Raw genomic sequence first — 21,879 nt, 5'->3', positions numbered from 1 at the left:
GTTATTTAGCAAACAAAAATAAGAAATTATCTGCACAATTGGCAACCTTAAAAAATTTGATTGAAACTGTGTTTCATAAAAAGTACTTTTTAAGATAATCGTTATATTTGAGATAAAATAAATACTATGCAAACTGAAAAAGTTGTACAATATATTGTTTCTTGGTTGAAAGATTATTTAGAAACCTCACATCAAAAAGGATTTGTAATTGGAATTTCGGGTGGAATAGATTCTGCTGTAACCTCAACACTTTGTGCTATGACAGGTTATCCGTTGTTAAATCTTGAAATGCCAATTCATCAAGAAAAAAATCAAGCCGATCGTGCAAAAAAACACATCGAATGGTTAAAAAATAATTTTACATCGCCAATAGATTCGTTAGAAGTTGATTTGACAGCATCTTTTGATGCGCTAAAAAATGCTTTACCCGAAACGGAAGCTAGCGATAAAGTAAATTTAGCTTTAGCCAATACGCGCGCGCGTTTGCGTATGACAACACTTTATTATTTTGCAGGATTACACAATTATTTAGTTGCTGGAACTGGAAATAAGGTGGAAGATTTTGGGGTTGGTTTTTATACAAAATATGGCGATGGCGGAGTAGATCTTAGTCCGATTGCAGATTTAATGAAATCGGAAGTGTATAAAATTGCCGAATTTTTGGGAATTAATACCGATATACAAAAAGCAAAACCAACCGATGGTTTATTTGGTGATGATCGCTCGGATGAAGATCAATTAGGAGCAAATTACGATGAATTGGAATGGGCGATGAAAATGAAAGAAACTGGACACACAACGGACGAATTTTCGGGTAGAGAAAAAGAAGTGTTTGATATTTATTCGCGATTAAATCGAATTAATCAACACAAAATGGTTCCGATTCCGGTTTGTGATATTCCAGATGAATTGATGAATTAAGTTAGCTTCTTGATTCACAAAATTCATAAAACATTAGTCATTCTGAACTTATTTTAGAAACTTACTTTATTATTATGAGGATAATATTAAAAGAAAAAACTCAGGAAAATTAATTTTCCTGAGTTTTTTTATGTTGTAAATAATATGTTACTAAAACGTATACGATTGTTATTCCAGACAAGTTTGCCATTAAATCTACAAAGTCAAAACTTCGGTGTAAAAAGGTTAAAATTCCTTGTAAAATTTCAATCAGAAAACTGATTAGAAAAGGAATTACAATTAAACGAAGATCGACTATTTTGTAGGTTAAAAACAATAAAATTGTCATTAAACCAAACATCCCACAATGTACAGCTTTGTCTAAATTATCAATCTCAAAAAAGACTTCTAATTGCTCTATTGTACTAAGTTTTGTAAAGTTTTCTTGCGGAAGTAGCGTCAGATAAAACACCAACGCTACATACGCATAAAATATTATTTTTTTTGTCTTATGCACCGATCAATTCACCGTAAGCCGCAGCATCTAATAAAGCTTCTACTTGAGCTACATCTTCTACTTTTACTTTAATAATCCACCCTTTTCCGTAAGGATCAGTGTTGATTAATTCTGGTTCACCTTCTAAATCTGTGTTAAATTCTACGATTTCTCCACCAATTGGCATAAATAAATCTGAAACTGTTTTTACAGCTTCTACTGTTCCGAAAACTTCTTCTTGTCCTAAAGTTTCTCCTTCAGTTTCTACATCAACGTAAACGATGTCTCCTAACTCTCCTTGTGCAAATGCTGTAATACCAATTGTAGCAACGTCACCTTCTAACGAAATCCACTCGTGATCTTTACTGTACTTTAAATTGTTTGGAATGCTCATAATTGTTTTGTTTTATTGTTTTTAATTTCCGAATGTAAATGTAGCACTAAATCCGGCACGAATTTGAGAAATTGGAAAAGCTGTTGAAATTTTATACTCGCTCATCATCTGATCCCAATAGAATCTCAAATTTAGACTTTTGCTTACATTATAATCTGCTGTTAACTTAAATGTTATTATTCTCTGACCTCCAGTAATTTGAGAATCTCCATTAATTCCTGTTGGTAATGTTGTATCAATTGGATCATCATAACTATAAATAATTTTTCTGATGACTGTTTGATTATCACGTAACGAGAAATCTCCACGAATATTTAAATCTCCTTTTACCGTTTTTTGATTTCCTTGGTAACGAATCTTCATTTTGAAATCCTTAAAAATATAACCAAAACCAAGTATAAACTCTGATCCATAATCTTCAGAAAAAGTATAATTGGTTGTACTTAACGAAATCATACGATCGCGGTTATATTGTGCACGCACTTGCATACTGTTACGGAATGTTAAATCTACTCCTAACAATGGCGAAAAAGATTCGATCATTGTAACTGCACCATATAAATTTCGTGTGTATAAATTCCCATTCAAATCTGTTCCAGTTACCGATCCGCCACCAACTACGCCAGCATCTAACATATAGTTTGGATTAGATTGTACGCCCGTAACCGTGTAAGTTGAATTATAAGCACTCGAAATTTCTACATTATCAAAGTATTTGTTGATAATCGGAATTGATTTTAATCCAGTATACGTAATTCTCCAGTTCGGAATTGGAATTGTGCGGTTGTATCCTAATTTAGAAGAACCTGCATCTTTACCTTCTATTGCCGAAACAAATGCTGGCAAAAGTACGTCCGAACTTTTATCGCTATATCCAGTATAATATCCTAACTGATCGACAGAAGTAGTACCATTGGCTCTACCTAATCGTCCAGAAATTATTTTTGTATTTTCTATAAATTGATTAAAAATTGCATCTCCATCTGTAAATGCAGTTTTAAAACTTACGGTTGATATATTAAGATTTGTTAATTCGTCTATGTATTGATTTTTGAATCTAAATTTTTCATTAACAATTTCATATTGATTAAAACTTGTGTGATACAAACGACGATCTTTCATTCGTTTTGCATTCAAGTCAATTCGTAAATCTGGAATTGGTTCAATCAACGCAGTTGCATTAAAATCTGATCCTTTTGTTACCTGATATGCATCTGTCATTAATTCGTCACCAACAACTAATCCGTTTTCTACCAACTGACGTTTTATATCAAACTGAGTTCCGTATACAAATCCTAAAGATGGTCCGTTTTTACCATCAACACCAAAGAAACCTGGCTCGTACAATAATCCTGGCACTACTGCACCATTACGTTGATTATAGTTAAAGTTTGCACGTTTTAACGACGATAAAACCATCCAACCATAATCTTTTGCTGTAAACTTATTCTTAAACTTATAAGCTGATTTCTTGTTACGACGATTTTTCTTCGCAAACAATTCAGTATAAACATTGTTTAACGAATCTATCTCAGAACGACGACCTTTTAGGATTGAATCGAAACGTTTGTATCCTTTAAATTCTGGATAAAATTTCGTGAAATCTAAATCTCCAATTAAATTAATCGAATTAGAATTTTGTCCCGTTCCGCGACCTAAATCTGCAGCTCGCATAATAGGATCACCATTATTGTCATAAATAGGCACTCCATTAACATCTAAAACTTCCGTTTCTATGTTTCGCAATGCTGTAGAAGACGCCATCCAGTTATAATTAGATGTAAATCCAACCTCCAAATTAATCCAATTTAAATACGGGAAGAATTTTAAAGGTAACTTATAATTGATTTGAAATTGTTGATCATATTGCACCGGACGACCTATTGTAAATAGATTTTGCCAAATCAAATTTTGATCTGCTTGCTGAAAAGTTGTTCCATCATTCAATGTCATTGTAGATGATGTTAAATCTAATCGCAACGATTTTGTCAAATCAAAACCTAAATTATATTGCCAGTTAAACAAGAAATTATTACTGTACGTTGGTCGAATAAGCGTTGATCCACTTCCGCCAAGATATTGACTGATATCGCGATATTGTCTTTCGCTATATGTACGTGCAACCTCTGTTCTAAAAGAAAAACGTGTTGGTAATGGATTAATATTAAACTCGCGAACAAATTGTAAATATTTACCAGATTCTTCGCCTGGTTGTACTTTTCTCCATTTTTTGAAAGGCTCGTACGATTTTCCTCTAAAGCCGAAATTATAATTTACAGATGCGCGTAATTGCTGATTAACATTGTACTGCGTATAAATATCGCGGTAATAATTATCCGAATACATCATCGAAACTGAGAAGTTTGATGGATCGTAAAAACGAATCGGATTGTTATTTGTTGTCGATCTAACTTTTCTTACATTGTTAAATGCAAAACTTTTGAACTGCGTATATGTACGTACAACTTTTTCTAATTCTGCTTTGTTTGGCGCTTCATCAAAAATAATATCATTGTCTAATGGATTATATTTTGGATCGACAAAACTTTCTTGAATCGTGAAATTGAATGGAACTTCCATTCCCCATTTCTTCGGTAAAAATTTATCTAATTTTACTTCTGCATTTAAAGCATATTGCAAAGCTTCGTCTTGATTACGTCCCGCTGGTCCTTGATCTAAAGCACCAAAACCAACCGAACTTGTACTACCAGAAACTTGTACATTTGCAAAATCTCCTAAATTAAATTGAATATTTGCTGCGGCTGCATAACCACCTTTGTTATCAATTTCGCTTAAACGCAATTCATTCACCCAAAGTAAAACTTCTTTATCCGAAGAACCCGAAGTATTACGCACCCCAATCATGATAGACGATACATTTCCTAACGTTGGTCGTCCTTTTACATAAACTGTTTTGTTTGGATTTTCTGTATCAAACGGAAAATTATAACGCTGTAATGTACTAAAACCGTCCGAATCTCTTTGTTTTTTAGCATCTGTAAATAAATCAGTTGTTAAATTAATAAAGTTATCATCTGGCCAAATAGAACTTTCTGTTGTTGCACTTTCTGGCGTATATTTTATTGGCATTTCATATTCGTAGTAGTTATCGGTATAATCACTACCTAAACGAATAAATAATTTTGTACCATTATCAATTTCGTTACTTGTTTTGTTTAATAAGTTTTGAGCAGATACAAACATTTCTAATTTTTTGTATCGTCTTAAATCTAAATTAGTATTCTTAAAAATTGCTTTTGATGTACTTCCTGGCTTAAACTTCGCTTTCAACGTCATCGAAGCTTCGTTTTGCGATTGATATCCCGATGCACCTTGTGTTTGCTCGCGGTAAACACCTGGCGGAATCATATAACGAGGTTTATCTGTCCCGTTACGTTCAATACTTACTTCACCAATTTCTAAATCGTCAATATTTTTATCTTCTTCGGCTCCTTCTTGGTTACTTACAATTAAAGGATAAATATTTTTTGGATATCTTCTCCATTCAGATCGAACCAAATCAAATGTACCAAAACGAAGTGTTGTTTCTTCCTCAAAACCACGCATCACAACACGCATAAAACGTGCAGCTGTTAATACGCTTTCTGCTTGCGAAATAGACGCATCGTTGTTTAATTCTTCTACACCATCGCCATCAATATCCAAGTCAAAATTATCAACTGGAATACGAACTTGGTACCATTTGACATCATGTTGCGATTTGTCAGGAAATTCTCCTTTAACCGTTTTTCTTGCAACAATAAATTTATTGTCTTGATCTTCTAAACTTTGTCTGGTAATTTTTAACGAATACTGATTATAGTTTTCTGTTTGATCTAAATTATAATCACCATTAATATCTTCTACATCTGGTGTTAAAGATGAAGCGTGAAGTGGATTATCTGTAGAATTATTTCCTTGTGGATTTCTAAAGAAACGGTAACGGTCTTGCACTGTATTTCCGATAGATGCTCCTCTAAAACGATCATCTAAAAAGAAAACATAATTATCATTCGCAGGATCTAATTCTCCTGTAATTAAATTGTTTGTCGAAATACCATATAAAGATGCTTCTTCTGCATCATTTAAACCATTAAAACCTAAATCTTGTTCTTTACGCGCTGCACCTTCGGTATCAAACGCATATAAAATAGGATTTAGTTGTGGTTGTTTTCCCCAATTAGTTTTTGTTGTAACAGCTCCGTTTGCCGAATGTGGCATTCCGTTTTCGTACATCATTTCGCCATCTTTCAATACATCTTCAGAAACGTTTCCTAAATGTACCAAAAGTTCTCCATCGCCTCCATTACCGTCTGCATAAGGATCCATCATCCAAAATTCGATGTATTCTACATTCGAATCTTTGAAGTTAGAAACTGATATTGGGCGCATCATTGCTCCCCAATTTTTTGTATCGCTAGAATTTGGATTAACGTTATACGGTCCTCTTTCTTCTGGATAAAAAGTCATGTCTAATGTGCTGATGTACGAATTTGTACCAGCCATAACATCGCGTTGATCAAAAAGCTCTTTTAATTTTACACGACGCGCTCTGTGATTAGACATTTGCTGATCCGTTAATGGTGAGCTTCCGCCTAAACCATAAAAACGAGGATCAATTGTATACCATGAAAGCATTTTACGACCATTGTTAAAAGTTAGGTCGTTATTTTTCATTCCATTCGGGAAAAATGGGTGATAACTATTTGGATAACCAGCTGGTTTACCTGGCGTAGAACCAAATTTCCACGAGCCTATATCCAATAAACTGATACGAGATTGCGATTCTTCGAAATCATCGATATACGAATAACCACTTGTTACTTTGTTGATTCCTGGCATTAAATAAGCCGCTTCTGCCTGAACACTAATGTTAGACATTTGGTCTGTTTTAATTCCCGGAATTTTATTTGTTAAACGAGTTAACCACTCAGCTTCTGAGTTATATTGTGTATTAAGTCCGAAAATTGTATTGTTTACAGGCTCCGAACCAAATTGTGTTTTTTGCGTTACTGGACGTTCTTGGTAATTGATTAATGTACCGCCTAACATAAATTTATCACTAAATTTATGCTCGACATTAATTCCCATGAAACGTTTTTTCTGAAGATTAAACGTCGATTGATTTTCTAAACTAACATTGATTGATGCGCCAGAATTTTTAAGTTGTTCGTTGATGATTTTTACACGACCCAACTGATAATCTACCGTATAATCTACACCTTCTGTCAAAGTTGCACCACCAGAAGTTACTTTTACAGAACCTTGTGGTACGTTAAATGCACCCAACGGAATACCGTCTGTTACAGTTCCTTTATATCGTCCTTCTAATGTATATCGATTGGCTAATTTTTCTCCAGATAAAGTATTTGGTAATTGCTTATATATTTGATTAAAAACATATTCAGGATTTTGTCCTTTTAATTTACCATCCAAATATTTACCAAAAGGTTCTACCGTTGTAAAAACAATATTTCCTCTTTCTGTATCAATTGTAATACCTTGTTGAAAATCGAATAGACCATCACCTTTTGTTCCATCAGGATTTTGTTGTAATTGTCCATTCGAATTCAATCTATCCATGTTTAAAGCTTGGATTAACGATTGATCTGCAATTGCAGAATTAGGAAGATAATTTAGAGTTCCAGAAGAATTTTCGCTGTTGTCTTTAAAATTAACATTCAACATAAAATCTTCACTCGAAACACCATAAGCATTTAACGAATAAATATTTTTCATCATCAAATCCCACATTGGCGAAGCAACATTAACTGCCGAATTTGGCTTGATTAATTTTGCAATAAGTGGACCCGAATTAGTATCAGACATTTGACCAACTTGGTACACTTTTGTTGGATCGCTGCTTAATGTATATTGAAATGATACTGCTAATAAATCTTCACCATCTACCAAAGGTGTGTTTAACGAAACGTAACCTAATTTTGGGTAAAATGTATATTCAGAAGCATCAAGTTTTCTAACATTTTCGTTTACGACAAAATTTTCTCCGTCTTGAAATTGTTGTCCATTAAATGAATAACTATTCAGAAAACCTCTAGCTTGACTTATGCTTTGAAAATTTTGATTAACAAGATTATCGTAAAGTTGATTGTTACTATTATTAGGAACAGAATTGCTTTCGGCAACATCACGAATCGCGATAACCGAACGTCTATTTGGTTGATTTCCTCCAGATTTATCAATTTTCCAAACTTCTACTCGCGTAATATTAATATTACTGTTAATTGCTGGATAATTAGATAATGCTCTGTCGTAAGAATTTCTAAAATATTGACCTAAGAAAAAGTGTCGGTTATATTCATATTTTTCTGCCGCAACTTTAAAATCAGTCATTACACCACCGCCTTGTACAACTATATTTTTAGCCTCCGAACGTTGTTCCGAGAAAACTGCTGTTACATTTGTACGACCAAATTTTAAATCCGTTCTAACTCCAAAAAGAGATTGCGCACCAGTAATTAATGATGTGCTTAATGGCATCGAGATATTTCCTAACTCTACGTTTTGTAAAATATCATCTTCTCCACCAAAAGGATCAGATTTGTTACCCAAGGCTTTTCTCCATTGTAATTTCATTTGATTCTCAAAACCAAAACCAGCTTGAGTATCATAATTTACTTTCATTTGGAGATTTTCGCCGACTTTTCCCAAAATACTCATTTGCATACGTTGGTTAAGATCCATTGTAAGCGTTTGACGGTTTTGTGGTAAAAGCATTGGATTGTCTATCTTTTGCAAGAAAACGCCCAAATCTAAATTAACGTAACCTTGTGGAATCAGTTGTATTTCTGATCCTCCAAAAATGGTTTCGAATGCTTTAGATTTTACACGAAAACTTGGTAAAATACTTCCCTCTTTTTTCTGTTCTTTATCTCCAAAACGTTGTTCACGGTAAAACTGATCGTTTGTTTGTGATTTTGTTCGGAAATAACTTTTCATATCTTGATTCTGAACCAGAGTAAGATATTCTTGTCGCGTTAAATAAATTGGATCAGAGACTAAACTTGTTCCAATTTGAGGATATAAGATATATTGACGCGTAATTGCATCATATTGAACATCGTATTTTACTTGATTATCTAAAAATAACCCACCTTTTTGATCTCGGATAGGAAACTTTAGAGTATCACTTTCTTGCGCCATAACATCGCTTGCTATTCCCATTGCAAAAAGGAAACACAAAGCGGCTATGGTAGAGCCTTTACGAATAGATTTTGGTTCGCGGTGAATCTTCATTAAATTTTCTTCAAGGTTTCTTTTACTAAGAATTCTACGTCTGCATCTGGATTATCTTGTACAATTTTATCCATTATTTTTTCTGCAGTCTTTTTAGGAATTCCTAAAACTTCTAAAGCAGATAACGCTTCATTCTTAGATTTATTTTTAACCGACCCTGAATTAACATCTTGAATTAAGTTTTGATCCAATTTATCTTTCAAATCAATGATGATTCTTTGTGCTGTTTTTGCACCAATTCCTTTTACACTTTGCAATACTTTTACATCTTCTGTTGCAATTGCAGTTGCAATTTCTTTTGAAGATAATGTAGAAATCATCATCATTCCCGATGCTGGACCAACACCGTTAACGCTAATTAATTTCTGAAAAATTTCGCGTTCTAATTTTGTTGCAAATCCATAAAGTAAATGCGCATCTTCGCGAACAATTAAATGTGTAAAAATTGTAACTGCTTCTTCGTGTTCTAAAGTTGAATATGTATTTAGAGAAATGTTGACCCAATATCCTACGCCATTGCAATCTATTACAGCATTTGTTGGATAAATCTCGATTAATTTACCTCTTAATTGTGTTATCATTTTGAAGTTTATTTAGTTACACCACATAACGTGATAACGCCAAAAATACAATTTATTTTGAAAGGATGAAAAGTTTTAGAATGATGGATTTTTAATTAAAATTTAGTGTAGAAATATAGTGTTAGAATGAAGTAAGTGTATCTTTCTTAATTCTCATTTAAATTAATAAATATCTTGTTTTTAAATAGAAAATAAAACATTACTACACTTATTGTAAAAAGTAATACTAATTGATAATTTAAAATAAATTTTTGTGATGTAAAATATATAAAAATAAATATTTCGAGTATAATAAATATTATATTAAAAATTATTTTGAAAACTTTTTTGAGTTTAAATGAAAAATAAATAAGAAGTGAAAAAACTATAAAATTCAAAATAGGAAAAAATAATATTATCCAAAAATAAAAGAAAAAATCTTCAATTTTTTTTATTTTATCAATTCTGAAAATTGAAAAATTTTGATCAATTATTGTACTTATTAAAAAAAAATAAAATATTTTAATATAAAATAGATTCCAATTTGTTTCATGTTCTTATAAATTTTCTAATAGAGATTAAATATATAAGTTGATAATAATTCTTTAAAATAAAATTGATTCTTACTACATCGTATGATCATCCATTCCGTTTAGCTGTAAAGCAGCTTTAGATGGAGAAATGTAAGGTATATTAAGTTCTAATCCGCGAAGAATAAATAAAATTCCTAATATCAATGTGATTATTGGTAAAACTTTCAGAATAGTTTGACGTTGTTTTACGGATAAAAAATTTCCGAATAAAACGGTTGCAAACATCAATGGTAATGTTCCTAAACCAAAGAAAAACATAAACAATGCGCTTTTGTAAACAGATCCTAAACCTATTGCTGCGGTTAAAGATGCATAAACCATTCCGCATGGCAATAAACCGTTAAGTAAACCGATGATATAAAGTGATGATGAGTCTTTTTTGATTAAATATTTTCCCAAAGAAATTTTAACCTTAACCATCAATGCATTTATTGGCTGAAGTTGTGTTGCGCCGTTTTCATAGAATTTTGGAATCATGACCATAATAATCATCAAAACACCAATCAAAATACTTAGATAATTTTGTAAACCTACAAATTTGAACGATTCGCCAATTAATCCTAAAATGGCACCAAGAATTGTGTATGTTGTTACGCGACCAAGTTGGTACGTTAAGTTACGAAGTGTAAATTTTAATTTGTCTTGAGATTCTAACCCAAGTGATAATGCAATAGGGCCACACATCCCCACGCAATGCAGGGATGATGTAAGACCTATAGAAAGTGCTATTATGATTATTGTGAAATCCATCGAATGGACTTTTTAATCAAATATGTTTGGTTATTTTCTTTCCAGCTCAATGTTAACTCGTAAACGCCGTCTACTAATTTAACTGATGGAAGTAAAAAATTCTTTTTGTCTGATAATTTTATCACTGTTTTTACGTCTTTTGTTTCGTCGTCGTTACGTAATAAAAATATATCGCCCGAAAAATCTGCTGTTGTAGTTGCCGGAAATTGAAATAAAAATCCGTTGGCTTGCAAAATAATTTCTGGTTTTTCTTTTAAAGCATTTGCACGTTTTTCTGCATTAATTTCATCCTGAAAATGAATCTCTTTTTCATAGTAATTTTCGGTTACCATACCGCCTGTATCACCTGCAAAATATAACAATGATAAAATGAATATCATAAAACATCCTAATGCTATTGCTACATAATGTCCCCAATTTAATTTCATTTTTTTAATATTTAAATGGAGCTGAGAAGCTCGTTTCGTATTTATCGATTACTTTTCCTTTGTTATTTATTAAACCTATTACAACTTTTTCTTTGTAAGATTTAACTGCACTTGTCGGAACTTTTAAATAAAATTTTCCTTGAACGATTTGACCTTTTTCTAAGTTTAATTTATTTTCACCTTCATACATTTCTATTTTAGAATTTGGATGAGATAAAAGTTTTAACGTTACAACTTGGTCTTTATTTGTCTTGTTGTACAACGTATATTCAAACTGATTGACATAATATTTTCCTTCTACTTTATAATCTGTTCCCGGAACTTTTAAGTATTTTGATTCTACATCTGGTCGAGAAAATAAGAAAACTGTCATTGCTGCAATCAAAAGCAATAATGCAACTGTGTATGCTGCTAATCGTTTTGTAAATTTAAATTTTTCTCCTTTCTTAATATCATCTTCCGAAGCATAACGAATTAGTCCTGTTGGTAAACCAACTTTCAACATTACATCGTCACAAGCGTCAATACAAGCTGTACAGTTTACACATTCTAATTGTATACCATCGCGAATATCAATTCCGGTAGGACAAACTGCCACACATTGTCCACAGTCAATACAATCTCCTTTACCTTCGGCTTTACGGTCTTCATTTTTTCTGAATTTCGCACGACCTTCTGTTCCTTCTCCTCGTTTAAAATCATACGCAACATTAATTGTATGCGAATCGATTAAAACACCTTGAAAACGTCCGTAAGGACAAACCAATGTACATGCTTGTTCGCGGAACCATGCGAATACAAAGTAAAACATTGCCGAGAAAAATATTAATCCGAATAATGTACCAAGATGATCTACTGGTCCATCTTGGATTAATGCATATAATGCATCAGCGCCTATTATGTAAGCTAAAAATACATTTGCTATGATGAAGGATAAAATGGCGAAAATTGTCCATTTTAATAATTTTTTACGAATTTTTTCTTCGTCCCAATCTTGTTTATCTAAACGAATTTGTTTGGCACGATCACCTTCAATTGCATATTCTATTTTACGGAAAACCATTTCTAAAAAGATGGTTTGCGGACAAACCCAGCCACAAAACAATCGTCCATAAGCCATCGTAAATAATACGATGAAAATGATGGTTGTAATCATTCCTAAAGCCAACAAGAAAAAGTCGGATGTAAAGAATGGAAAACCAAAAATAACGAATTGGCTGTTTAATACATCAAATTTAAATAATGGATTACCGTTTGGTAATTTTATAAATGGAGTAACAATTAAGATGGTTAACAAAACATAACTTACGTAAGTTCTGTAGTTGGTAAATTTACCACGTGGTTTTTTAGGATAAACCCATTTTCGTTTACCCGATTTTTCCATTGTTCCAATTGACGAACGAACATCTTCTTTCATCTGATCATTCTCTTTTAAATAATCATCTAAATGAAATTCATCTCTTGGTTCTGAATTAGGTGCACTCATTTTACGAATTTTATATCTCTAACAAATTTACGACTAAAAAAAGGAAGAGAGCTTATAAATAAGCTCTCTTCCTAATGATATTTGTATGTAAAACAATTTATTTTTGTTTCCATGCTTCCATTAAATCTCCCTGCGGAGCTGCTGCTCCTTCCGCTACTGTTTTAGTAGGTTCTTTTTGGTTGATAAAATAAACATAAGAAGCTACTTTTTCGATTGCTAAACCTGATAACTCTTTGCGTTGACCAAAGGCACGCATTTGAGGGTTATGAGGAGAACCGTCATAAACAATATGATAAATGTTTTTGAATAAGCTATCTTCTACATGATTTACCCAATAGTCGTCAGTTAAGTTTGGTCCAATACCTCCTTTACCTCCTTCCATGTGACATTGTACACAATTTTGAGCAAATATTTTTGCTCCTTGCTCTACAATTGCTGGATCGTTAGATTTGTTAACTGCGCCTGTGATATCAATATCATTTGCAACAGCCCAAATACTATCCACTTTGTCTTTGTAAGTCATTTCTTCTTGGTATTCCGTGTCTGCATGTGCAAAGTCTGTAAAACTATATGCCATTACATAAACAATCATAAATACTACTCCGAAATAGAATAAAGATAACCACCATTGAGGTAAAGCGTTGTCTAACTCTTTGATTCCATCAAAACCGTGGTCTAAGATAATTGCTTCTTCTTCTTGATCTGATTGCTTTTTCGCTGCACTACCAAATAATTTTTTGAAGTAACCAATTTTACTATCTTCCAAGTATTTATTTTGTTCTTCTTGTGATAGTCTTTTAAATCTTTCTGCTTCAACAACTTTGTTTAAAGCATTGATGATTAAAAGCATCACAATAGCAACTGCTAATACCGCCCAGAAGATTCCTTGTACAAAAACATGTTTCAAATGCTCTAACAAGTTATGGATCATTCCTTGGAAACCTGGTTCTGGCACCACATCTACTGGCGTTACCATTGTAAACGCTAAGATTACTGCTAATAGCGTTAATGGAATAAATATATAAGCCGGGGTACGTTGTCTCATTTTGTATTATTTTTTTCGTTCTCTTCTGATTCTAAATCTAGTGCGGCAGACTCGTTATCTTTATAATAACCTTTTGGTTTTTTTGCAACTCGGATAAATATCGTTACAAAAACGGTTACGAATCCGATTAAAATTAAGGTCTGCAACAAAGATGCATACTCATACTGAGATAGGAATTCTTTATAATATTTTAACATTAGTTACTTGCTGTCTCAATTTGGTCAGCTTTAATATCTACTCCTAAACGTTGTAAGAAAGCGATTAATGCTGTAATCTCACGATCTCTCAATGGTACAAATTCTTTACCTTGTGCTTTTGCTTCAGCTTCTTTTTTAGCATATAACTCTTTTAAGTCAGATGCATCTTTAAAGATACTTGTTTCAATAGCAAGTGCTTGTTTGTCCATAGAAATTTTCATACTATCAAAATCTTCGTCTTGGTAAGGAACTCCTAATGCAACCATAGATTTCATTTTATCACGTGTTAACTCGCGGTCTAATTTGTTTTCAATTAACCATGGGTAACGAGGCATGATAGATCCGTCTGATGTAGAACGTGGATTCCACATGTGTTTGTAATGCCAAGCGTCTGGATTTTTACCTCCTTCGCGGTGTAAATCTGGACCTGTACGTTTAGATCCCCATAAGAATGGGTGATCGTATACAAATTCTCCAGCTTTAGAGTATTCACCATAACGTTTTACCTCATCACGGAATGGACGAACCATTTGTGTGTGACATGCGTTACAACCTTCTCTAATATATAAATCACGACCTTCTAACTCTAATGGTGTGTAAGGTTTTACACTTGCGATTGTTGGTACGTTTGATTTAATTACAATTGTTGGTACAATTTCTACTAAACCACCAACAGCCAATGTTAATACAGCACCTATTGTTAATACGATTGGTGTTCTCTCAATCCAAGAGTGTACGCCTTCTCCTTGTGTACGAGCTGCCGTTTTTGGCGCTAATGCAGGAGCTTCTGCTTCTTCATTATTTACAAATGATCCAGCTTTTACTGTTTTAACAACATTGATAATCATTAAAATTGATCCAATCAAATATAATGTACCACCAAATGCGCGTAATGGATATAACCATTGTTTAAGAATTGTAACTGTTTGTAAAAAGTTACCATATTCTAATGTTCCGTCTGCTGCAAATTGTTTCCACATTAAACCTTGTGTCCAACCAGCAACATACATTGGGATAACCCAAAATAAGATACCAAATGTACCAATCCAGAAGTGAGCATTAGCCATCTTAACAGATGCTAATTTTGTATTAAAAAGTTTTGGTACTAAATAATAAATCATACCAAATGCGATAAATCCATTCCATCCTAACGTTCCTACGTGTACGTGAGCAGGTACCCAGTCTGTAAAGTGACCAATCTTATTTAATGTTTTTGTAGCTAGCAATGGACCTTCAAATGTGGCCATACCATAACATGTTAAAGCTACAACAAAGAATTTCAAAATAGGATTTTCTCTTACTTTATCCCAAGCTCCACGTAGTGTCAATAATCCATTTAACATACCTCCCCATGATGGTGCAATAAGCATAATTGAGAAACCTGTCCCTAATGCTTGTGCCCAACCTGGTAATGATGTATAAATCAAGTGGTGTGGACCAGCCCAAATATAAATGAAGATTAATGACCAGAAGTGAATAATAGACAATTTGTATGAGAATACTGGTCTATTTGCAGCTTTAGGTACAAAATAGTACATTAATCCTAAAATAGGTGTTGTAAGGAAAAATGCTACTGCATTATGTCCATACCACCATTGCACTAACGCATCTTGAACTCCTGAGTATAAAGAATACGATTTTGGAGCTGTTAAGCTGAAAGTAACTGGAATTTCCAAGTTATTGAATACATGTAACATTGTAATAGCCGCCCAAGTTCCGATATAGAACCAAATTGCTACATACAAGTGACGTACACGACGTTTAGAAATTGTGAAGAACATTTGAACTCCAAACAATACCCAAACTAACGCGATCAAAATATCAATTGGCCATTCATGCTCAGCATACTCTTTAGAAGTGTTGTATCCTAAGATAAATGTTACAAATGATAATACAATAAATAATTGCCATCCCCAGAAAACGATCCAGCTTAAAACATCGCTGTACATTCTGGTTTTCAACAACCTTTGCATTGAATAATAAGCTCCAGTAAAGAAAGAGTTTCCAACAAAGGCGAATACCGCAAATGTTGTGTGAATCATTCTTAATCTACCAAAACCAAGTTTTCCTTGCGAGTTGACTAACCCTTGGATGTTTCCTCCAATTGTACCGTCATCCGATCCGAAGATATATTCGGGTAACGTAGGAAAAAACAACAAAGTTGCTACCAACACACCAAAGAAAAATGCCATAACTGCCCAAAACAATGTGGCATAAAGGAAATACTTTACGATCTTATTGTCGTAACTAAAAGTCTGCATTTGCATTATGAGTCGATTTTATCTTGTGTTTTTTTATCATCTTTTAACATTCTCACTGCTGGAGATTCGTCTTCATCAAACTGTCCTTTCTTATACCCTAAAAAGAATAAAAAAAGAAAAATTGCCCCCAAAGAGACACTTACCAATATCATTAATAATAATATCCCCATAGCCGTACAAAATTACAAAGCCGTAAGTTCTTATCACAATGATTTTGGTCACAGCAGTATCTATATCTCTAATTTAAAATCAATCTAAATTCCATTTTGTTAATTTATCTGCAATTCGCGTACTTGCGGTTGCAAAAATTAACACAGAAATAGAACTTATCGGCATCAATATTGCCGCTACAACAGGCTGTAAATAACCAGTTACAGCAAAACTAAGACCGACTATATTATACATAAAACTGATAAAGAATGCGATCTTTACAAATTTCATTGTTGTTTTAGATAATTTCAAAAAATTTGGAATTGCTTCAAAACTTTTTGCATCTAAAATACCATCACACGAAGGCGAAAAACTATTAATGTCTTCAGAAATTGAAATTCCAACTGTACTTTGTTTCAATGCACCAGCGTCATTCAGCCCATCTCCCAACATCAAAACCTTTTTACCTTCCAATTCTAACTGCTTAATGTACTCTAACTTATCAGATGGTGATTGATTAAAGATTAATTTCGCATTTGCTGGAAAAACAGTTTCTAAATATCTTTTTTCAGAATCATTATCTCCCGACAAAACGTGTAATTGATAGTCATTCAACTCCTTCAACAAATCATTTAAACCTCTTCGGTATCGATTTGTGTACGCAAATTTACCAAAAACTTCGTCATCAATTGCAATAAATACTTGAGATTGATTTAATGTATTTTCATTAAAAACTGTATTGACAAAAGTACGCGAACCAACTTTTACACGATGACCATCAACTTCGCCTTGTTGTCCTTTTCCTACAATTTCTTCGTAATTATGAATTGGTAAATGATCATCCACTTCCATCTTTTTATAGAGCGTGCGACTTAATGGATGATTAGAATTTCTAATTAATGCTTTTACCAACTGTTTTTGGTAATCTGTTAACTCTTTTCCTTCATATTTTACTTGTGCTTCGTCGCTTTCTGTAATTGTTCCCGTTTTATCAAAAACAACATCTGTAATTCGCTCCATTCGCTCGACAGTCGATGTATTTTTAACATAAAACTTCTTGTTTCCGAAAATACGCATCATGTGTCCCAAAATAAATGGCGACGACAAACCAAGCGCACATGGACAAGCAATTATCAAAATAGCTGTTACAACATCTAAAACTTTAGACGAATCGTGATAAAACCAATAAACCGCAGAAATAACCGCGATACAAAGAATTATAATGGTAAAATAATGACTGATTTTATTGGTTAGCGCATTTAACTCTGATTCTTCTTTCTGAAAAGCATCGTTATTCCACAATTGCGTTAAATAACTTTGGTTAACATCCGAAATTATTTCTAACTCAATTGCATGACCAGATTGTTTTCCTCCAGCAAAAATTTTATCACCTGCTTTTTTCGGAATTAATCTTGCTTCGCCCGTTACAAACGAATTATCAATCATCGCTTCGCCTTTCATTAAAATAGCATCTGCGGGAATAATTTCTTCGTTTCTGATTAATATACGATCACCTTTTTTTAATTCGGATAATAAAATTGGTTGTTCGTGTCCATCAACCATTTTGGCAACTGCAATTGGATAAAACGATTTATAATCGCGATCAAAAGCCAACGCTTGCATGGTTTGTTGTTGAAACCATTTACCAGTTAACATCAAAAATAGCAACATCGCCAATGTATCAAAATAACCTGGTGAAATATCAAAAATGATATCGTAAGTTGATTTGAACATAATCACGATAATTCCTAACGCAATTGGCACATCTATATTAATGTATTTGTTTTTTATACCTTGCCACGCAGACACAAAATAATCTGTAGAAGAATAAAAGAAAACAGGTAATGACAAGGCAAACATCAACCATCTAAAATAGCCTTTGTTTTGGTCTAACCATTGTTCTTTTACTTCGCCAAAAACCTCTACATATTCGGGAAAAGAAAGCAACATAATATTACCGAAGCAAAAACCTGCAATTACAAGTTTGCTAACCAGCGCTCTGTCTACTTTACTTTTCTTCTTTTTATCTAAAGTTTTAAGATTTATAGATGGTTTGTACCCCAAATTTGTAATAAATCTGGCTAAATCGCCCAATTGTAGATTTTCTTCGCGAAAAGTAACTTGAACCGTTTTTTGCGTAAAATTTACATTAGACGAAATAATATTTGGATTGATTGTATTTAAACTTTCTAACAACCAAACACACGAAGTACAGTGCATAACTGGCACATAAAAGGAGACAACAGTAATACCGTCATCAGAAAAATCGACAACTTTATCAAAGATTTCTTTTGTATTTAAGAAATCAAATTGATGATTACTTTTGGCATCCGGACGCACACCTGCGTTACGATTAAGATCATAATAATCTTTTAAATCGTTTACATTTAAAATTTCATAAACAGTTTTACAACCCTGACAGCAAAAGTCCTTTTCATCGAACTGAATAACCTCTTCTTCAATTCGTTGACCGCAATGAAAACAATTCTCTTCCATACTATTTTACAAAAATACTTTCCTTTTAGCAGAATTAACGTTAACTTTGTATGAATTAAGTCATAAACTATTAGGAGATGTCAGAGTTTAATGAGAATGTAGAGTCGATTAAAGCGATGTTTGATAACCCAGAGTCTTTTGGGGTTTTTAGTAAAGAGGAATTATTGGAGTTTGAGCAAGAGAAAAAGATTTTTAACCTAAAAAAAGGGGACGAAATTATCCAAGAAGGTAATACACCGAAAGGAATCTACTGCGTAATGAAAGGAACAGCCAAACTTTTCAAAATAGGTTTTAACGGCAAAGAGCAAATTCTACGTTTCATAAACGAAGGAGATATCATTGGTTATCGATCTATTTTGAGTCAAGAAGTTTTTGGTGCATCTGCTACTGCAATGACGCCAATTGAAATTTACTATATTCCAGAAAAATTCTTTTTAAAATTATTAGAAGTTAATCCAAAATTAGCCTTTAATGTTTTACAACGAATTGCAAAAGATTTAGGTGAATACGCACGTACAATTACTTATTTAGCACAAAAAACAGTAAGAGAACGTTTGGCCGAAGTTTTACTTTTATTAGAAGGAAAATTAGGTACAGATAAAGATGGTTTTATCAACATCTCGCTAACACGAGAAGAAATGGCCAATTTAATAGGAACTGCGACAGAATCTGCAATCCGATTAATTTCTGAATTCAAAACCGATGAATTAATCGAAGTTGAAGGTCGTAAAATTAAAGTTTTAGATCATCAGAAATTAACTAAATTAGGTCACGTTATTTTATAAAAATTTACTTTTATATCGTTTAAAAAGTCGCTTATTAAGCGACTTTTTTTATTTTAATTTCATGTAATAATCTTTTAATGTAGGATCTATTTTTTCTACGGCATAACGCAAAGATGTTCGTGGTAATTTGGTTGCAAATTCATCCAAAAAATTAATCAACTTTTCTTCATCGCGCTTTCCCATTTCGCGCAACATCCAACCATTTGCTTTGTGCATTAAATCGTGCGGATGATTTATATTCATCACGACAATTTCTGGAACAATATCGAGTGTTTTATTTTTTATATAACAATAAGTCGAAACAATTGCGATTCGTTTTTCCCATAAATCATCCGATTTTGCCAAATCATACAATAAATTCTCTTGTTTGTGATGAAAACAATAATGTCCTAAAATTTTGTAACAACTTGTATCAACCAAATCCCAATTGTTAATTCGAGCAGTTTGACTTAAATAAAAATCAATAAATTGTTTTCTTTCTTTATCATTTTTAGATTTTTCGTATTTCAAAACTAACATTAATAAAGCTGTTAAGCGATATTCGTGAATATCGAAACTCAACAAATCTTTAATTTCTTCCAACGAAACTTTTTGATAAAATTCTTTCGCAACCAAACGCTGATTAGGAACCGTAATTCCTAGAAAAATATCGCCTTCGCCATATTCTCCTTTTCCAGTTTTGAAATAACGCGAAAGTATTTTAGATTTATCTTTATCCGATAAATCTGCAAGTGTCGATTTTATATCATTTAAAACCATAAATTCAAAAAAAATTATAATTTGAATGTACAAAAAAAGAGCTCAATAAATTGAACTCTTTTTACTTTATTCTTCGTCTTGAGAATCATCTTCTTCTTCAACTTCCTCTTCATAATATTGAAATAAGAAATTATTGTACGGAAAACGTTTCATGTGAATTTCTTTCACTTTTTCGTAAAGTGCTTTTCGTAATTCTTCTAAATTATCATTTTCTGTTGCTGAAATAAATAATGTTTCATATTCATTTTTCGACATCCAAGTACGTTTCCAATCTTCTAACGAATAATTTTCGAATTTCATTTCAGATAAATCGTCTTCAGCTTTCTCAATATATGAGAAATTATCAATTTTATTAAAAACCATAATTGTTGGTTTATCTTTTGAATCGATTTCAGCTAAAATTTCGTTTACAGAATTTACGTGATCTTCGAAACTTTCGTGAGAAATATCAACTACATGAATCAATAAATCTGCTTCGCGAACCTCGTCTAATGTAGACTTAAATGACTCAATCAATTGAGTTGGTAATTTGCGTATAAACCCTACTGTATCTGTTAATAAAAATGGTAAATTACCAATTACAACTTTGCGAACTGTTGTGTCTAATGTTGCAAATAATTTGTCTTCTGCAAAAACATCCGACTTCGACAAAACATTCATCAACGTAGATTTACCAACGTTTGTGTAACCAACTAAAGCCACACGAACCAATGCACCACGATTTTTACGTTGTGTTGCCATTTGTCTGTCAACCGTTTTCAGTTTATCTTTTAACAACGTAATACGATCACGAATGATACGTCTATCCGTTTCTATCTCTGTTTCTCCAGGACCACGCATACCAATACCACCACGCTGACGCTCTAAGTGAGTCCACATACGCGTTAATCGAGGTAATAAATATTGATATTGTGCCAATTCTACTTGCGTACGCGCATAAGAAGTTTGTGCACGTTGTGCAAAAATATCTAATATTAACTGTGTACGATCAATTACTTTACGCTCTACAACTTTTTCGATATTTTTTAATTGAGATGGTGATAATTCATCATCAAAAATTAATGTATCAATATTATTTGCTACAACATATTCTAAAATTTCGTTCAGTTTTCCACTCCCAACAAAAAATTTGGGATCTGGTTTGTCAACTTTCTGAGTGAAACGAGTCGCAACTTCAGCACCAGCTGTGTAAGTTAAGAACTCTAATTCATCCATATATTCAGTCAGTTTTTCTTCAGATTGCTTTTGTGTAACCAATCCAATTAAAACTACTTTTTCGTATTGTGTTTCTTTTTTTTCTAACATCTATTTAATAGATTTTT

Annotated in this window: 16 protein-coding genes; 2 read left to right on the top strand and 14 right to left on the bottom strand. The window is 32.7% G+C overall.

Annotated features, from left to right (window positions below; genetic code table 11):
- Positions 1-126 precede the first annotated feature (126 nt).
- Entirely contained in the window at positions 127-921 is a 795-nt protein-coding gene (nadE, locus tag BM072_RS04000) for an NAD(+) synthase (protein ID WP_092906787.1), read from the top strand.
- Positions 922-1,030: 109 nt separating this feature from the next.
- On the opposite strand, the gene BM072_RS03995 is transcribed toward nadE, so the two are convergent.
- The 12 genes from BM072_RS03995 to BM072_RS03940 form a co-directional block, all read right to left on the bottom strand.
- Positions 1,031-1,417 (bottom strand): VanZ family protein, encoded by a 387-nt coding sequence (locus tag BM072_RS03995; protein WP_092906785.1) that lies wholly within the window; start codon positions 1,415-1,417, stop codon positions 1,031-1,033.
- The gene (gcvH, locus tag BM072_RS03990) at positions 1,410-1,790 is read right to left on the bottom strand and encodes a glycine cleavage system protein GcvH (RefSeq protein ID WP_092906783.1); all 381 of its coding nucleotides are present in this window, start codon (positions 1,788-1,790) and stop codon (positions 1,410-1,412) included. The genes BM072_RS03995 and gcvH overlap by 8 nt, the downstream gene beginning before the upstream one ends.
- A gap of 21 nt (positions 1,791-1,811) precedes the next feature.
- Positions 1,812-9,047: a T9SS outer membrane translocon Sov/SprA gene (gene sov / locus BM072_RS03985; protein ID WP_092906781.1), complete on the bottom strand. Its 7,236-nt coding sequence runs from the start codon at positions 9,045-9,047 to the stop codon at positions 1,812-1,814.
- Complete coding sequence (gene ruvA, locus BM072_RS03980; protein ID WP_092906779.1) at positions 9,047-9,628, bottom strand: Holliday junction branch migration protein RuvA; 582 nt, start codon at positions 9,626-9,628, stop codon at positions 9,047-9,049. The genes sov and ruvA overlap by 1 nt, the downstream gene beginning before the upstream one ends.
- A 605-nt stretch (positions 9,629-10,233) precedes the next feature.
- Positions 10,234-10,950: a sulfite exporter TauE/SafE family protein gene (locus tag BM072_RS03975; RefSeq protein WP_092906777.1), complete on the bottom strand. Its 717-nt coding sequence runs from the start codon at positions 10,948-10,950 to the stop codon at positions 10,234-10,236.
- Positions 10,935-11,378: a FixH family protein gene (locus BM072_RS03970; protein WP_092906775.1), complete on the bottom strand. Its 444-nt coding sequence runs from the start codon at positions 11,376-11,378 to the stop codon at positions 10,935-10,937. The genes BM072_RS03975 and BM072_RS03970 overlap by 16 nt, the downstream gene beginning before the upstream one ends.
- Positions 11,379-11,382: 4 nt before the next feature.
- Positions 11,383-12,864, bottom strand: coding sequence for a cytochrome c oxidase accessory protein CcoG (ccoG, locus tag BM072_RS03965; protein WP_092906773.1), 1,482 nt, complete (start codon positions 12,862-12,864; stop codon positions 11,383-11,385).
- A 97-nt stretch (positions 12,865-12,961) separates the two neighbouring features.
- Entirely contained in the window at positions 12,962-13,909 is a 948-nt protein-coding gene (locus tag BM072_RS03960) for a cbb3-type cytochrome c oxidase N-terminal domain-containing protein (protein WP_092906771.1), read from the bottom strand.
- The gene (locus BM072_RS03955; RefSeq protein WP_092906769.1) at positions 13,906-14,106 is read right to left on the bottom strand and encodes a hypothetical protein; all 201 of its coding nucleotides are present in this window, start codon (positions 14,104-14,106) and stop codon (positions 13,906-13,908) included. Before BM072_RS03955 ends, BM072_RS03960 begins: the two co-directional genes overlap by 4 nt.
- Complete coding sequence (gene ccoO / locus BM072_RS03950) at positions 14,106-16,373, bottom strand: cytochrome-c oxidase, cbb3-type subunit II (RefSeq protein WP_092906767.1); 2,268 nt, start codon at positions 16,371-16,373, stop codon at positions 14,106-14,108. The genes BM072_RS03955 and ccoO overlap by 1 nt, the downstream gene beginning before the upstream one ends.
- The gene (gene ccoS, locus BM072_RS03945) at positions 16,373-16,537 is read right to left on the bottom strand and encodes a cbb3-type cytochrome oxidase assembly protein CcoS (protein WP_092906765.1); all 165 of its coding nucleotides are present in this window, start codon (positions 16,535-16,537) and stop codon (positions 16,373-16,375) included. Before ccoS ends, ccoO begins: the two co-directional genes overlap by 1 nt.
- A 79-nt stretch (positions 16,538-16,616) precedes the next feature.
- Positions 16,617-19,013, bottom strand: a complete 2,397-nt coding sequence (locus BM072_RS03940; RefSeq protein WP_092906763.1) for a heavy metal translocating P-type ATPase — start codon at positions 19,011-19,013, stop codon at positions 16,617-16,619.
- Positions 19,014-19,090: 77 nt separating this feature from the next.
- Between BM072_RS03940 and BM072_RS03935 the strand changes: the two genes are divergently transcribed.
- On the top strand, positions 19,091-19,798 hold the full coding sequence (locus BM072_RS03935) for a Crp/Fnr family transcriptional regulator (protein WP_092906761.1): 708 nt from the start codon (positions 19,091-19,093) through the stop codon (positions 19,796-19,798).
- Between the two features lie 48 nt (positions 19,799-19,846).
- On the opposite strand, the gene BM072_RS03930 is transcribed toward BM072_RS03935, so the two are convergent.
- Complete coding sequence (locus BM072_RS03930; RefSeq protein ID WP_092906759.1) at positions 19,847-20,557, bottom strand: DNA alkylation repair protein; 711 nt, start codon at positions 20,555-20,557, stop codon at positions 19,847-19,849.
- A 66-nt stretch (positions 20,558-20,623) separates the two neighbouring features.
- Positions 20,624-21,862 (bottom strand): GTPase HflX, encoded by a 1,239-nt coding sequence (hflX, locus tag BM072_RS03925; RefSeq protein ID WP_092906757.1) that lies wholly within the window; start codon positions 21,860-21,862, stop codon positions 20,624-20,626.
- Between the last annotated feature and the right edge of the window lie 17 nt (positions 21,863-21,879).

Origin of the sequence: Algoriella xinjiangensis (genome assembly GCF_900115015.1) — a bacterium.
Classification (GTDB): Bacteria; Bacteroidota; Bacteroidia; order Flavobacteriales; family Weeksellaceae; genus Empedobacter; species Empedobacter xinjiangensis.
This window is presented reverse-complemented; position numbering and strand designations above follow the sequence as displayed.

Coding starts and splice junctions, on each gene's coding strand:
- ccoS (WP_092906765.1), bottom strand. CDS start 16,537: ATGGGGATATTATTATTAATGATATTGGTAAGTGTCTCTTTGGGGGCA.
- hflX (WP_092906757.1), bottom strand. CDS start 21,862: ATGTTAGAAAAAAAAGAAACACAATACGAAAAAGTAGTTTTAATTGGA.
- BM072_RS03940 (WP_092906763.1), bottom strand. CDS start 19,013: ATGGAAGAGAATTGTTTTCATTGCGGTCAACGAATTGAAGAAGAGGTT.
- ccoG (WP_092906773.1), bottom strand. CDS start 12,864: ATGAGTGCACCTAATTCAGAACCAAGAGATGAATTTCATTTAGATGAT.
- sov (WP_092906781.1), bottom strand. CDS start 9,047: ATGAAGATTCACCGCGAACCAAAATCTATTCGTAAAGGCTCTACCATA.
- BM072_RS03970 (WP_092906775.1), bottom strand. CDS start 11,378: ATGAAATTAAATTGGGGACATTATGTAGCAATAGCATTAGGATGTTTT.
- gcvH (WP_092906783.1), bottom strand. CDS start 1,790: ATGAGCATTCCAAACAATTTAAAGTACAGTAAAGATCACGAGTGGATT.
- ruvA (WP_092906779.1), bottom strand. CDS start 9,628: ATGATAACACAATTAAGAGGTAAATTAATCGAGATTTATCCAACAAAT.
- BM072_RS03975 (WP_092906777.1), bottom strand. CDS start 10,950: ATGGATTTCACAATAATCATAATAGCACTTTCTATAGGTCTTACATCA.
- ccoO (WP_092906767.1), bottom strand. CDS start 16,373: ATGCAAATGCAGACTTTTAGTTACGACAATAAGATCGTAAAGTATTTC.
- BM072_RS03955 (WP_092906769.1), bottom strand. CDS start 14,106: ATGTTAAAATATTATAAAGAATTCCTATCTCAGTATGAGTATGCATCT.
- BM072_RS03960 (WP_092906771.1), bottom strand. CDS start 13,909: ATGAGACAACGTACCCCGGCTTATATATTTATTCCATTAACGCTATTA.
- nadE (WP_092906787.1), top strand. CDS start 127: ATGCAAACTGAAAAAGTTGTACAATATATTGTTTCTTGGTTGAAAGAT.
- BM072_RS03935 (WP_092906761.1), top strand. CDS start 19,091: ATGTCAGAGTTTAATGAGAATGTAGAGTCGATTAAAGCGATGTTTGAT.
- BM072_RS03930 (WP_092906759.1), bottom strand. CDS start 20,557: ATGGTTTTAAATGATATAAAATCGACACTTGCAGATTTATCGGATAAA.